This is a genomic window from Bacillus cereus group sp. BfR-BA-01330 (genome assembly GCF_022663885.1).
GTDB lineage: Bacteria > Bacillota > Bacilli > Bacillales > Bacillaceae_G > Bacillus_A > Bacillus_A cereus.
In genome coordinates this window covers 565302-579984 of the sequence record NZ_JAKUGK010000001.1, presented here as the reverse complement: position 1 = coordinate 579984, position 14683 = coordinate 565302, and the positions used below count along the sequence as shown (strand labels likewise).

Sequence of the window (14683 nt, the reverse complement as noted above, 5' to 3'; positions counted from 1 at the left end):
ATAAAACACTTGATTCCCCGAAAAATTTAAATTATTATAAAACAAATGTTACCAACAACTTCATAAATCAAACACTCTCGCCTAAAACGTGAGATAGAGGTTGCGATACTTATAAGTATTCTAATGGAGACACAGAGATGTCTATGAACTTAGATGAAAGGAAGTATTGCCGAAATTGATAAGTTTCTCTGCATTTATCAATTGGGGCTGTTTTCGAATAGAAACAGAACTGTCATATGTACAGACGTGTACGTATGAAGAGCTATCTACAAAAAAGAGATATCATTTTTTATGATATTCCTTTTTTGGCGGTTTTTTTATTAGCTCCGTTTTCTGTTTCCCTTTTCCTGTAACAGCACCATCCTCACTTATTTGAGATGGTGTTTTTTGTTTGTCTTTCTGGTAACTACAGGAGTATTGGGATTTATATATTTCCTAATCTATTCTTAAAAATAGACGAAAGAAGGAATCTGTAATGGAAACAATTGTTCAAAAATTCGGTGGCACTTCTGTCGGAAGCGTCGAACGCATTCAACATGTAGCAAATTTAATTATTGAAGAATATGAACGAGGTCATAGCATTGTCTCTGTCGTTTCAGCAATGGGAAAAAGCACAGATGAACTTGTCGCACTCGCTAACGCTATCACAGAAAATCCAAGTAAACGTGAAATGGATATGCTTCTATCTACAGGAGAACAAGTAACTATTTCATTATTAACAATGGCACTGCAAGCAAAAGGTTATCATGCAATTTCATTAACAGGGTGGCAAGCTGGTATTACGACAGAATCTGTACATAGTAGTGCACGGATTACTGACATTCATACAGATCGTATTCAATCTTATCTTGCTGAAGGTACGATTGTTATTGTAGCTGGTTTCCAAGGAGTCAGTGAAGATTTTGAAATTACAACGCTTGGACGAGGCGGTTCTGATACAACTGCTGTCGCATTAGCTGCTGCACTAAACGCAAAAAAATGTGATATTTACACAGATGTGACCGGCGTATATACGACGGATCCACGAGTTGTAAAAGATGCTTATAAATTAGATGAAATTTCTTATGACGAAATGTTAGAACTTGCAAACCTCGGTGCTGGCGTATTACACCCGCGTGCTGTTGAGTTTGCTAAAAATCATAACGTAGTTTTAGAAGTTCGCTCAAGTATGGAACAAGAAAACGGAACAATTGTAAAAGGAGAATGTAACATGGAACAACAATCAATCGTTAAAGGTATTGCATTTGAAGATAATATTACACGCATCACAGTGAAAGGATTAGAACAAGGTTCACTTTCAACTGTTTTCTCTACATTAGCAGCGGCACATATTAATGTAGATATCATCATTCAAAGTATTACAAATGAAGGAACTGTTCATCTCTCCTTCTCCATTCACTCGAATGATTTAAGAGAAACATTAGAAGTATTGGAACAAAATCAAGAAACTCTTCACTACGAATCTGTAGAACATGAAAATCACTTAGCAAAAGTATCAATCGTAGGATCTGGCATGGTATCTAACCCAGGTGTCGCTGCAAATATGTTCACTACTTTAAAAGAAGAAGATATTCATATTAAAATGGTAAGTACATCAGAAATTAAAGTGTCTGTCGTTATTGACCGCCTTCATTTAGTAACAAGCGTTGAGGCGCTGCATCAATCATTTATGGCGAAAATTGAGCCTTTCGTGCAAATGAGCTAATTTGATATGTTTAGTAACGCTTATAAAAAAACATATTAATCTACTTCCTTCCTATTAAATAAAAAGCTATTCGTTAACAAGATGCTATATGATATATTAAAAAACACCTTGTCACATTTTCCTATACTGTGACAAGGTGTTTTTGACTGAAAGGAATTTGTAACTACTTAGTAGTATAATTATGGGGATAATTAAATAATAAACTTTTATACATAAGGAGATAAGACTATGGCAAAAAACAAATTACTACGAATGGACAATGTCAGCATCGTTGTAGAATCCCTTGATAACGCAATCTCTTTCTTTGAGGAGATTGGCTTGAATCTCGAAGGTCGAGCCAATGTCGAAGGTGAATGGGCTGGTCGCGTAACTGGACTCGGTTCTCAGTGCGTAGAGATTGCTATGATGGTCACTCCAGATGGCCACAGCCGAATTGAACTTTCGCGATTTCTCACCCCTCCTACTATAGCAGATCACCGAACAGCTCCTGTAAACGCCCTCGGTTATCTACGCGTCATGTTCACTGTCGAGGATATTGACGAAATGGTATCGAGACTCACTAAGCATGGTGCAGAGCTCGTTGGCGAAGTAGTTCAGTACGAGAACTCGTATCGTCTCTGCTACATTCGTGGAGTCGAAGGAATTTTAATCGGTTTAGCAGAAGAACTCGGTAATAAATAAGTAATGTTTTATAAAAAAGAGGGAATAGCTCTATATTTAAGCTATTCCCTTACTTCTATTAAAACAGATGAATGTTTTCTTTCTTGCAAGCTTCACGTAAATCGTCAGGCCATACAGAAGATTGAACTTCACCGATATGTGCTTTACGTAAGAAGTACATGCACATTCTTGATTGTCCAATGCCACCGCCGATTGTTAATGGTAGTACGTCTTCTAGTATACCTTTATGGAAATCATACTCACGTTTGAAGTCTTCACCAGTTTTCGTTAACTGCTCATCAAGTGATTTACTATCAACACGAATTCCCATTGATGATAACTCAAATGAAGATTGTAGTACTGGGTGCCAGAATAAAATGTCACCGTTTAATTTCCAATCGTCATAATCAGCTGCGCGTCCGTCATGCTTTTCACCTGAACGAAGTGCATCACCAATTCCGATAATGAAGACTGCACCGTGTTCTTTTGCAATTGCATGTTCACGATCTTTCGGTGTTAATTCTGGATATTTATCTTCTAATTCTTGAGAAGTAACGAAAACAATTTCTTCCGGTAAATACTTTCCAAGGAACGGATATTTTTCAAATAAGTGATCTTCTAAATCTTTGAATATTCCATAAATTGTTTGTACTGTTTTTTGTAAGTATTCAACAGTACGCCATTCTTTTTGAACGATTTTTTCCCAATCCCATTGGTCAACATAAATGGAATGCGTTGCATCAAGTTCTTCATCACGACGAATCGCGTTCATGTTTGTATATAAACCTTCACCAGCTTCATATCCGTATTCATGTAATGCAAATCGTTTCCATTTCGCTAGTGAATGAACAATTTCTAATTCTTCTCCTGAATGTAACATATCAAATTCAATTGGACGTTCTACACCGTTTAGGTGATCGTTTAATCCTGATTTTTTCGTTACGAATAATGGTGCAGATACGCGGAATAGTTCAAGGCGTTTTGCTAATTGGTCCTCGAAAAATGTTTTAACTTCCTTAATTGCAATTTGAGTCTCTCTTACTGTCATTAATGATTGATACATGGTGGTTTCCTCCTAAAATGTTTGGATGTTGTGAAAAGAAGCCAACAAAAAAAGCCCTTCTTTCCCAAAAAACTGGGACGAAAGGCTTTGGTTCCGCGGTACCACCCAAATTAGCAACAGAGGTTGCTCACTTATACAATACGGAGATGAAATATCTCGATACTGTTCTTCTTGTAACGGCGAAGTTCCCGGCTAAGTCTACTTTCCTATAAAGGATTTCGGTTAGCAACTCCAGGAGGTTCTTCATAATAGGCTTCGTATCAGGCTCACACCACCCCTGACTCGCTTAAACTACGTCCTACTACTACTCGTCCTTTCATAGTCGTTTTGTTGTCACATCTCTGAAACATTTTATTAATGATTATTCTATACAAAAAATAAAGAAAGTCAACAAAAAGTTTTAAAATATTTTTCAATTCTTTATTTTACGGCTTTATTGATTGTTGTTAATTTAACATCTTTACTTTTTCTGCCTCGTCAATCCAAAAAATGTTTCACTGACCGAAACTAACGTATACACAATAATTAATGTGATCGTTCGGAATATAGAATCCGCAGTATTTCTTATTATTTTCATTTTCTTTATAATTCCTTTCAGTTTACTTGCAATTTCATGATATACTATAGCATTCAAGCAGTTTGTTTTTACTTAAAACAAACATAGTCATTTATCCAGAATATTTTTCTAAAACATTGGCTATTATTAAATAAGATTTTTTATATAACGGAGTGATCATATGAGTAAAACGAAAGCAAAACCGAAAAAAGGTGTAGGACAAGGTACAGGAAGTAAAGGATGGAACCGTTGGCAATCAAGTGCAAAGAAAAAGGCAGCTGCCAAACCCTACAAAAGTAAAGGTACAAAGAAGTAATTTAAATAACATTTGATTTCTTTACTTTGTACAAAACAAAATATAATTATTACAACAAAAAAGCTATGCCCTCATAAATTTGAAGGCATAGCTTTTTTATATTAAATCATTAAAATATCTCGAATTTCTTCCTCTGTGATTGAGGACAATTTCTCTTCTCCCGGCTCAATCACTTCAGCGATTAAATTTTTCTTACTTTCTTGCAGTTCATGCATTTTCTCCTCAATTGTTCCCTGAGCTACTAGCTTTATAACTTGCACTGTATTTTTTTGTCCCATTCGATACGCCCTATCGGCCGCTTGTTGTTCAACAGCTGGATTCCACCATAAATCATATAATATTACTGTATCTGCACCAGTTAAATTAAGTCCGGTACCACCAGCTTTTAAAGAAATGAGAAATAGATCTCCTTCTCCTTCGTTAAACCGATCGCACAGCTCTACACGATCCTGCGCTGGTGTACTCCCGTCTAAATAAAAGTATGGAATTGCTTGTCGATTTAACTCACGACCAATAATGGAAAGCATCTTCGTAAATTGAGAAAAAATTAATATTCTCTTCCCTGTACTTCTACATTCCTCTAAAATCTCTAACAGTTGTTCAAATTTAGCTGAACTTCCTTTGTAATCATCAACAAATAAAGCGGGATGACAACAAATTTGTCGCAATCTCGTTAAACCAGCTAAAATTCTAATTTTATTTTTACGTAACGTGTCTTTGTCTAAATGCTTTAACGTTTCTTCCCTTAACTTCGCTAAATAAGCAGCATAGAGACTCTTTTGATCGGGTAATAACTCCGATGATTGTAAGTGCTCTATTTTCTCTGGCAACTCATTTAATACGTCCCCTTTTAATCGTCTTAATACGAATGGTTTCACTCGCTTCGCTATATCTTCACGCCTTAAATCACCGAACTCTTTTCTTCCTGGTAATAATTCCGGGAAGACGACATGGAAGATAGACCATAGCTCTTCTAATGAATTTTCTACAGGTGTACCAGTTAGTCCGAAACGGTATTCAGCTTGAATTGTTTTCACAGCTCTTGCCGTTTGCGTTGTAGGGTTTTTAAACGCCTGTGCTTCATCAAGAAATAGTGTATGAAATGGTCTGGCATATAATCTTATATCTCTTCTCAGTAATGGATATGACGTGATTACGACATCAAATTCCGTTATATCTTTCAAAATTTTCCGGCGCTCTGCTTGGTTTCCATCTGCAATAACTGCTCTAATATGCGGGGCGAATTTTTTCAATTCACTAAACCAATTATAAACAAGAGATGATGGTGAAACGACTAATATTGGCAGTTTCTTTTCTCGAATCTCAGTCAAAACAGAATCTATAAAAGCAATGCTTTGCAACGTTTTTCCAAGTCCCATATCATCTGCTAAAATACCGCCAAAACGGTAATGAGCAAGTGTTTTCATCCATTCGAACCCATATACTTGATACTTTCTCATTTCTGCATTTAAAGTATTTGGCACAGCAAACTTTAATTTTTTCGGGTTTTGAATGTTTTCTACTAACTCTTGAACAGAATCATCCAAACTTAAAACATTGCCTTCATGAAGTCCGTTCATCCATTTTACACTTCGAATAAGCGGAACATTTACCTCTTCTCCATGTAAAAATTCTTTCCGAATACCTGATTCTTTTATAAACTGATTAATTTCATTAAACTCTTTACTCTCTAGCGATAAAAACGAACCATTCGCCAATCGATAATATTTACGTTTCTCTTCAAGGGCCGCTAATACACCTTTAATTTCTGCTTCTGGTATTCCTTTTATATCAAAACGAAATGACAACCAATCAATTCTTTCTTTTCTTCTCACTCTAATAAGAGGAACTGCATCCCCTTTACTAATTCGCAATTTGATTGCTGTCGTCGCATAAATATCAACTAAACCTTTTAATGTTGGCACGACGTGATATAAAAAATTATACTCAGCTTCTTCATTATGCATAAAGTAACCGCCTTCTGTTTTTGCAAAAGCACTTTCACTCATAATGTCTAAAATCTCTTTTTCCTTTTTCTCATCACGATTAAAAACAGACGGCTGTCCATCCTCTTCTAGCGGATTAATCATGACGTTCCCATAGTGAAATTCAAGACCTGCTAATAAGCGATTTTTCACGCGGTCTAAATACAATTTCGCTTTTAGCGAAGGTGTTTCAACACGATCCGATATTACTTCATCAATGTGTACAGTTCCGAGCTTCATTAATCCTGGTACAACTTTCGCGACGAAATGTTCCATCTTACTTTCTGGAATATAAAACTGATTACTATTTGAGCGACTCATCATCTTTTGTAATTCAATAAGTCGCATACAATCTTCAATGTGTAAGTGATATAATTTCCCATCGTAAAGTGCATTGTTATACATATCCATAACTTGTACACGATTTAAACCCTCTATATGAAGTGTAAATCCGCCATTATTTCCCTTCGTAAATTCAAAGTGTAACGGCAACAACCCTTTTGAAACTTGTAATCCCTGAAACAGTTGTTCATTTTGTTTCAGCTGTACATATTCAGCTTTAGAAAGTGAAAAGAGCATATCTTTCCATGAAGCTGGTGGTATAAATATCATACTTTCATCTTGTTTCGCGTGTACTTCTAGCGTATCTTCATACATTTTTTCGTTATGATACATTTTAATGAGCTGCTGAATAATCGCATCCGTTTCTTGTTTAAAACTATGTACATCTGGTGTATATGTAAATTCATTTGAACAATGAAAAGACTCTCTTTTCTCCACCTTAGAAAGAAATTCTCTAATATGATTTATGAAATACACTTTGGCAAGTTTCAATTGAATTCCAAGAAGAGCCCCACCACTTCTCGTAGCAACTGGTGTACATATAAACTCAATATCTAATATTTCACGTGTATCAAAACGGTGTTGTTTACTTTTTGGCCTCAGTGGTTTGTCTGCAAACAGCTGAAACATACCACTTGTCAATTGATCATTTCTGCTACTAGTGGAGCTCATTCCACCTGTTTGTTGATTATAGTTTATTTGTATTAATACTGCTGCAACATGTTGACAGTACGTTTGAAAAGACGCTAATGAAGGACAACTACATTTTGCAACAACATCACCCTTTTTGGCTTTTGCTACTGTAACATGGAAATCCTCGTTCCCTTTTACTGTCGCCTCACAAATTTCTTTATTTTCATCGTAATGATCTATTATCACTTTATTTGATTTATAATAGGCTTCACCTCTTTTATATGAGGTCTCTCCGCACACTTCTTTAATAATCGATTTATTCAATGTGAAACTCATCGCTTTGACACTTCCTTAATATAAAACCATTTTCTCTTACTTAACATTTTACATGCTCCACGAGAAAATATAAAATGTTGATTTAACAAAAGAAGATGCTTATTTATAAGCATCTTCTTCACTCTATCTCCATCAACCTCTTCGCCTCAAAATACAACACTTGAATAAACTTCTTCGTATTAATTCGCGTATGACCAGAAGATGCGAGTTCATCTTTCGTCATTTCTGTCATCCGTTTTCTAACTACGGTAAAATCGAAAAATTTTGGAGCATAGCTTTCAAATTTTGGATTTGAAAAGTCTGTTAATCCTAAAGAAGCCAAATGATTTAACGACTGATAAATAGCTCGACGTACTCTTTGTTCAGACGCTTTTTTCTCTTTATCAATATCCGCCTCTAAAGCTAGATCCCCTAATTTCCTTATCGTAATATGATGAAAAATTTCTTTTAACGCAGGAAAGCCAAACTCAAATGTCTGTGCCTTTTCTTGACCATATAAATATTCCAGCATACTAAGTAAATCTTTACTTCCATTCTCTCCCGCAATACCGAGTTCTGATAGTAAAAAGCGTCCTAAATCCCCTATCTTTTTTCCTTCTTGCACTGGTTCAGTACGCAATTGCGGCTTTTCCCACTGAAACACGTTATTCAATGATTTTTGAATATCATGTATAGAACGCTCCAATCTAATACGCTCCATCACTTTGCGTACAACAGATACAACTTCGATTTTGTTTAATGGTTTTGTAATATAATATTCTACACCAAGTGTATATGCCTCACCTATAAGCTGCTTCGATTCCACTTGAGAAATCATAATGATTTTCCCCGTGAAAGTTGACGCAATGTGACGAACTGTTTCAATTCCGTCCCTCATCGGCATCAACAAATCAATAAATAAAATATCTACTTTTTTAAAATTTAGTTGATCCGCTTCAATAAAAGCTCCGTCATCCGCCTCACCAATTACTTCTCCAAGATCTCCATCTTCAATAATTTGCGAAAGCATCGAACGGAAAACTTCATCATCGTCTACGATATAATAAAACAAATCTATTCCCCTTCCTGCTTTAAACTATCCTCTGGTAAACAAACGATAAACTTACATCCTCTTTTATTTTCTCGGTCTTCTAATTTCACTTCTCCGCCTAGCTCTGTTACCATTTCATTTATGTAAGAAAGCCCAATACCAGTTGACGGTGTTCCCGTTTGATCATACTTGGAAGTAAATCCTGGCTTAAATACTAATTTCTTATACTTTTGTGTAATACCAGGCCCATCGTCAATTACTTCAAAAAATATATGCTGATTTCTTTTATATAGCTTAATAATAACGAAACCTTTATCTTCAATTGCTTCAACTGCATTTGCAACTAAGTTATTAAAAATTGATAGCACTGTATACACGTGGTATGCAGCATGCTCACCTTCTATATGTTTAGAAAAACGTATATCCTTTTCTAGCATTTCAGCATACTTCTCGTTTATTCTAACAATCATCTCTGCTAACTCATGTCCTTCTACATATTCAGCCACATTTTTATCTAATAACAGTTTAGATAATCCTGCAAATATCCTTTGATTATCCTTTTTTATTTCATGCACTTCCCCCGCTATTTTCAATGCTGTTTTACTACTTGAATCAGCGCTTACTTGTAAATTTCGATATAGTTGATATGCTTCTTGTGTAATTAACTCCGCATTTTGTAACGTCTTTTTCAAATGAACAGATTCCACATATAAATTAGAAAGATGCATTAACATATTTTCATTTTCTTTTCGAACTTGCGATTCTTTTAATTTCGTTTCATATAAATTCATCATATTTAAAAAACCAAGTGCAAAGAAACTACGAAAAATAGCAATAATAATAAGTTTATTCACTTCAGAAATCGTTATTGTTGTACCTAGTACTAACATGTGATAAAACGCAAGTTCTGACATACTTGCAACAATTTCAATTGAAATTCCAAGGCATCCAATAATGATTGGTTTCTGATGGAACTTATTTACCCTACAAAGCGAAAAAAAACTGCCATAAATAAAATAATAGAAGAACACAGGATAACGCAAATAAAATGATTCTGTCATATGAAATGAACCTTGCATGATCCAGTCAAGACATACTCGGAATAAGACTACAGATATACCAACAAGAATACCTGCAACTCCTGCTGGTACTCTTCTTAAAAATAATAATAAAAAGAAGAATAGCGGTGTACCGAAGCTAACTCGAAACGTATCATTAAAGGGATGAAAGTTCAGCTCCCCAGCAATCGGAACAACGACCATTAATATAATTAAAAGGGACATATCTTTCTTCCATAATTGATTCCAATTCAAAGGTGACACTTCCTATACTTTTATTCAGTAGTAAAAGCGAAAGCCCGCTTATTGTTATAAACGGGCTTTTTTTCTATATTCTAACCTTTTCTACCGCTTTTATTTGGCGATACTCTGGCTTCCACATTGCTTCTTGCACTGCCATCTTGATATCGTTATCACTTAAGTTCACTCTTGCAACACCTTCTGCAACTGCAACTTTCGCTACTTCAATTGCAACCATTTCTGAGATATTACGTAATTCTTCGACCTCTGGTAAAATAGGTGCTCCTGGCTGACTTGTATCTACCATACTTGCAACTGCTTCAGCAGCCGCTGCGAACATTCCATCCGTCATGACGCTTGCTCGTACTACAATTGTTCCAAGACCAAGCCCTGGGAAAATAAGTGCATTATTTGATTGTCCAATCACATACGTTACACCGTTATATGTAACTGGTTCAAATGGACTTCCTGTTGCAACTAACGCTCTTCCTTCTGTCCACTCGATTAAATCTGCTGGTTTTGCTTCAGCAAGTGGCGTCGGATTCGACATTGGTAAAATGATTGGTCTTTCTACGTGAGAAGCCATTTCTTTAATAATCTCTTCTTTAAATGCACCTGCAACAGTAGATGTACCAATTAAAATTGTCGGTTTTACATGTTTCACAACTTCAGCAAGTCCGATCACATCATTTTCTTTCCACTCACTTACTTCTGCTTCTTTTCTTGCGTACGGAATTTGGAAATCAAGAAGATCTTCCATATTATCTGTAACTAACCCGTTACGATCAATACACCAGAAACGCTTATATGATTCTTCTTCAGATACACCTACGCGGACCATCGCATCTCTAACTTGATCTGCGATACCGATTCCAGCCGTACCAGCACCAAATACAACAACGCGGTGTTCACTTAGCGGTACACCAGAAGCTTTCACTGCCGATAATACTGCCGCAAGTGAAACTGCACCTGTACCTTGAATATCATCATTAAACGTACAAACGTCATGACGGTATTTATCTAAAATTTTTCGTGCGTTACGAGAGCTAAAGTCTTCCCAATGTAAAAGTGCTTTCGGGAATTGTTTATTTACCGCTTGTACAAACGTATCAATAAATTCATCGTAAGCTTCACCTGTTATACGAGGGTGACGATTTCCAATATAAAATGGATTGTTTAATAGTTCCTCACGGTTTGTACCTACATCTAAAATTACCGGTAATACGCGGCTAGGATCGATTCCAACTGCAGCAGTGTAAACAGCTAATTTTCCGATTGCGATGTTAATACCACCAACGCCCCAGTCACCAATTCCTAATATGCCTTCTCCATCTGTTACAACGACTAAATCAATGTTCTCAGCTGTTGCACCGATATTGGTAAATGCTTCTTCGATACCTGATGAATCGTTAATTGATAAATAAACGCCACGTGGTTTACGATATTCATGACTATATCTTTGAATTGCTACACCGACAGTTGGTGTATATACAATCGGTAACATTTCACGTAAATGATCTGTTAATATACGATAAAATAATACTTCATTTCGATCATGTAACGCAGTTAAGTATACATTCTTTAATAAATCATCCGGCTGAGAACTAAATTGTTCGTATGCTCGGCGTGCCTGTTCTTCTAACGTTAAAACCGCTGGCGGTAATAACCCTTTTAAACCTAACTCTTCTCTTTCATTTTGTGTGAAAGCTACCCCTTTATTTAAAAGTGGTGTTGATAATACTTCTGCTCCTCTTAATGTTGTTTCTAATGCACCATTAGAAGCTACTGTAAACTTGCTCATAACATCCCTACCTCTATTCATATATAGCATTTCTATATTGTAAACAAAAAAGAGGGGCTTGTCCCCCCTCTTCTTTTAATTTTTCTTTAAAAGAGTTGCTCCTGCAATCCCTGGATGTGTCATTTCGAATGGATCTAGAATTAACTCTAAGTCTTCTTGTGACAATACACCATTTTTCACACAAAGTTCTCGAACGGATTGGCCTGTTGCAATTGCTTCTTTCGCAACGCGAGCTGCTGCTTCATAACCGATATGAGGGTTCACGGCTGTAATAATTCCTACACTCTTCTCAACATACTCTTTTAAGCGATCTTCATTCGCTTCAATTCCTTTTAAGCAATTATCTGTAAAGGCACGGAAACCGTTATTCATAATGCTAATTGATTGAAGTAAGTTGAAAACAAGTACTGGTTCCATCACGTTTAATTCTAATTGTCCTGCTTCTGAAGCAAGGCAAATTGTATGGTCATTACCAATTACTTGGAACGCAATTTGATTAATAACTTCTGGCATAACAGGGTTTACTTTCCCTGGCATAATAGAAGAACCAGGTTGACGAGCTGGTAGCATAATTTCCGCTAAACCAACGCGTGGACCTGATGCCATTAAGCGAAGGTCATTCGCAATTTTAGACATATTCATCATACATACTTTAAGTGCTGCAGATACTTCTGTGTATGCATCTGTATTTTGCGTTGCATCTACTAAGTCTTCTGCACCAACTAGTGGTAGTTCACTAATTGCAGCTAAATGTTTTACAACTGCTTCAATATATTCTGGGTCTGCATTTAAGCCTGTACCAACTGCAGTTGCTCCCATGTTCACTTCATATAAGTGTTGACGTGATTGTTGAATTCGTTTCATATCACGTTCAAGTACGCGAGAGTATGCTTTAAACTCTTGTCCAAGACGAATTGGCACAGCATCTTGTAAATGTGTACGACCCATTTTAATCACATGATCGAACTGTTCTGCTTTTAATTCAAATACATCATGCATATAACCCATCGTTTGTAATAAGCCTTCTAATGCATTTAACGTTGCGATATGAATCGCCGTTGGGAATGCATCATTTGTTGATTGCGCCATGTTTACATGACTATTTGGACTAATATAGTGATAGTCTCCCTTTTCCATTCCTAATAATTCAAGAGCACGATTGGCAATGACTTCATTTGCATTCATGTTCATTGAAGTACCTGCTCCGCCTTGAATTGGATCTACGATGAAATGATCATGCCATTTTCCATCAAGAATTTCTTGAGCAGCTTCTGCAATCACGCCACCCTTGTTCAATTCCAATCTTCCTACATCTGTATTCGCAAGTGCTGCTGCTTTTTTTACAATTGCGAACGCTCTAATTAAGCCTTCATGGATTTTGTATCCTGTAATTGGGAAATTTTCAACTGCACGCATTGTTTGTACGCCGTAGTATGCATAGTTTGGTACTTCTTTTTCACCTAAAAAATCTTTTTCAATTCGAACACCATTTTTAACTTCAGTTAATGTTGCCATGATTATTCACTCCTTAACGATTTCTTATGCTGCTTTTGTTTCTTTGACTGTTTCTACATATTGTTTTGCTTTCTCATTATCGAATTCGCCTTCCCACTTCGACATAACAATGGCCGCTAATGCATTTCCTAATACATTGACAGATGAGCGAATCATATCTAAAATGCGGTCAATTCCCGCAATTAACGCGATACCTTCTAGTGGTAGCCCCATTGAACCTAACGTTGCTAATACAACAACGAACGATGCACCTGGAACTCCCGCCATACCTTTGGATGTTAACATGAGAACGAATAATAACGTTATTTGCTCCGTTAGTGACATGTGCACACCGTACATTTGTGCAACAAACAATGCCGCTAATGCTTGATAAATAGCCGATCCAGTCAAGTTAAATGTATAACCTGTCGGAATTACGAAAGAGGCAACTGCCTTTGGACAACCGAACTCTTCCATTTTTCTCATTATATTAGGTAAAACAGCTTCTGAACTTGCTGTCGTAAACGAAAGAATCAATTCTTCTTTTAAAATTTTCATTAATGTAAAAATGTTTACTCCAACCATTCGTGCATTAATACCTAATACAATCACAACGAATAGTATAACAGTTACGTATACAGCTAGCACTAGTTTTCCTAGCGGAAGTAATGTCGCTACACCAAATTTTGCAACCGTAACGGCAATTAATGCGAATACACCAAATGGTGCAAATTTCATAACTTGATTTGTAACCCAAAACATCGCTTCGAGTACGCCTTCAAAAAAGTTAAAAACAGGCTTTCCTTTTTCCCCAATTGCCGCAACTCCTAAGCCGAACAATACTGAGAAGAATATAATCGGTAATAGGTCACCTTGTGCAATCGATTCAAATACGTTTTTCGGTACAATGTGAACAATTGTCTCAGCAAAACCTTTCTTCTCTGTTGCATCTGCAGTTTGTTTATAAGAAGAAATATCACTTTGCTGTAAATTACTCATATCAACGCCAGTACCTGGTTGGAATATATTCGCTGCAAGTAATCCCATTAAAATAGCAATCGTCGTAATAATTTCGAAATAAAGAATTGTCTTACCGCCTAGTTTCCCAAGCTTTTTCATATCTCCTACACCAGCTACTGCAACAATTAATGCTGAAATAACAATTGGTACTACAATCATCTTAATTAAGTGAATAAATATATCCCCAATTGGTGTGATATAAGAAATCGCCGTTTTATTGCCATAAAAGACTGCCCCTACTACAATCCCTAAAACAAGCGCGACAAAAATTTGTGTTGCCAATCCGAATTTTTTCATTTATGTTCATCCCCTTCATGCGAACGCTTTCAATTTGAATTTATAAAAGCTACTCACACATCTTATAAGCGAACCTACAAAATCATACAAAAACCTACAAGTTCGTCACAAAAAATTCAAATATTTTTCTTCTTTTTTTCATTGACA

10 protein-coding genes, 1 riboswitch and 1 other annotated feature are annotated in these 14683 nt (G+C 36.2%); of the genes, 3 read left to right on the top strand and 7 right to left on the bottom strand.

Annotated elements, in window-relative coordinates; genetic code table 11:
* Window positions 1-86 precede the first annotated feature (86 nt).
* A riboswitch (Lysine riboswitch) is annotated at window positions 87-273 on the top strand.
* A gap of 202 nt (window positions 274-475) precedes the next feature.
* Both MR112_RS03020 and MR112_RS03015 read left to right on the top strand, forming a co-directional pair.
* Entirely contained in the window at window positions 476-1705 is a 1230-nt protein-coding gene (locus MR112_RS03020; RefSeq protein WP_000448040.1) for an aspartate kinase, read from the top strand.
* Window positions 1706-1933: 228 nt separating this feature from the next.
* Complete coding sequence (locus MR112_RS03015) at window positions 1934-2386, top strand: VOC family protein (protein ID WP_001107259.1); 453 nt, start codon at window positions 1934-1936, stop codon at window positions 2384-2386.
* A gap of 58 nt (window positions 2387-2444) precedes the next feature.
* On the opposite strand, the gene asnA is transcribed toward MR112_RS03015, so the two are convergent.
* Window positions 2445-3428, bottom strand: coding sequence for an aspartate--ammonia ligase (asnA, locus tag MR112_RS03010; RefSeq protein WP_000284917.1), 984 nt, complete (start codon window positions 3426-3428; stop codon window positions 2445-2447).
* Window positions 3429-3498: 70 nt separating this feature from the next.
* Window positions 3499-3757 (bottom strand) — a binding site (T-box leader).
* Window positions 3758-4165: 408 nt separating this feature from the next.
* Here asnA and MR112_RS03005 point away from each other — a divergent pair.
* Window positions 4166-4300 carry a DUF3934 domain-containing protein gene (locus MR112_RS03005; RefSeq protein WP_000047588.1) on the top strand — a complete coding sequence of 45 codons (135 nt, stop codon included), beginning with the start codon at window positions 4166-4168 and terminating at the stop codon, window positions 4298-4300.
* Between the two features lie 101 nt (window positions 4301-4401).
* On the opposite strand, the gene MR112_RS03000 is transcribed toward MR112_RS03005, so the two are convergent.
* The 6 genes from MR112_RS03000 to MR112_RS02975 form a co-directional block, all read right to left on the bottom strand.
* Complete coding sequence (locus MR112_RS03000; RefSeq protein WP_074555483.1) at window positions 4402-7596, bottom strand: SNF2 helicase associated domain-containing protein; 3195 nt, start codon at window positions 7594-7596, stop codon at window positions 4402-4404.
* 118 nt (window positions 7597-7714) lie between these two features.
* The gene (locus MR112_RS02995) at window positions 7715-8647 is read right to left on the bottom strand and encodes a response regulator (protein WP_000500302.1); all 933 of its coding nucleotides are present in this window, start codon (window positions 8645-8647) and stop codon (window positions 7715-7717) included.
* 2 nt (window positions 8648-8649) lie between these two features.
* Entirely contained in the window at window positions 8650-9948 is a 1299-nt protein-coding gene (locus tag MR112_RS02990; protein ID WP_002023846.1) for a sensor histidine kinase, read from the bottom strand.
* 64 nt (window positions 9949-10012) lie between these two features.
* Window positions 10013-11725, bottom strand: a complete 1713-nt coding sequence (gene malS, locus MR112_RS02985; RefSeq protein ID WP_002195357.1) for an oxaloacetate-decarboxylating malate dehydrogenase — start codon at window positions 11723-11725, stop codon at window positions 10013-10015.
* Between the two features lie 75 nt (window positions 11726-11800).
* Window positions 11801-13240, bottom strand: coding sequence for an aspartate ammonia-lyase (aspA, locus tag MR112_RS02980; protein ID WP_000224200.1), 1440 nt, complete (start codon window positions 13238-13240; stop codon window positions 11801-11803).
* Between the two features lie 24 nt (window positions 13241-13264).
* Entirely contained in the window at window positions 13265-14536 is a 1272-nt protein-coding gene (locus MR112_RS02975; RefSeq protein WP_000713293.1) for a cation:dicarboxylate symporter family transporter, read from the bottom strand.
* Window positions 14537-14683: the final 147 nt, after the last annotated feature.

Excerpts from the sequence above, each read along its gene's own strand:
- MR112_RS03020 (WP_000448040.1), top strand. The coding sequence starts at position 476 with ATGGAAACAATTGTTCAAAAATTCGGTGGCACTTCTGTCGGAAGCGTC.
- MR112_RS03015 (WP_001107259.1), top strand. The coding sequence starts at position 1,934 with ATGGCAAAAAACAAATTACTACGAATGGACAATGTCAGCATCGTTGTA.
- asnA (WP_000284917.1), bottom strand. The coding sequence starts at position 3,428 with ATGTATCAATCATTAATGACAGTAAGAGAGACTCAAATTGCAATTAAG.
- MR112_RS03005 (WP_000047588.1), top strand. The coding sequence starts at position 4,166 with ATGAGTAAAACGAAAGCAAAACCGAAAAAAGGTGTAGGACAAGGTACA.
- MR112_RS03000 (WP_074555483.1), bottom strand. The coding sequence starts at position 7,596 with ATGAGTTTCACATTGAATAAATCGATTATTAAAGAAGTGTGCGGAGAG.
- malS (WP_002195357.1), bottom strand. The coding sequence starts at position 11,725 with ATGAGCAAGTTTACAGTAGCTTCTAATGGTGCATTAGAAACAACATTA.
- aspA (WP_000224200.1), bottom strand. The coding sequence starts at position 13,240 with ATGGCAACATTAACTGAAGTTAAAAATGGTGTTCGAATTGAAAAAGAT.
- MR112_RS02975 (WP_000713293.1), bottom strand. The coding sequence starts at position 14,536 with ATGAAAAAATTCGGATTGGCAACACAAATTTTTGTCGCGCTTGTTTTA.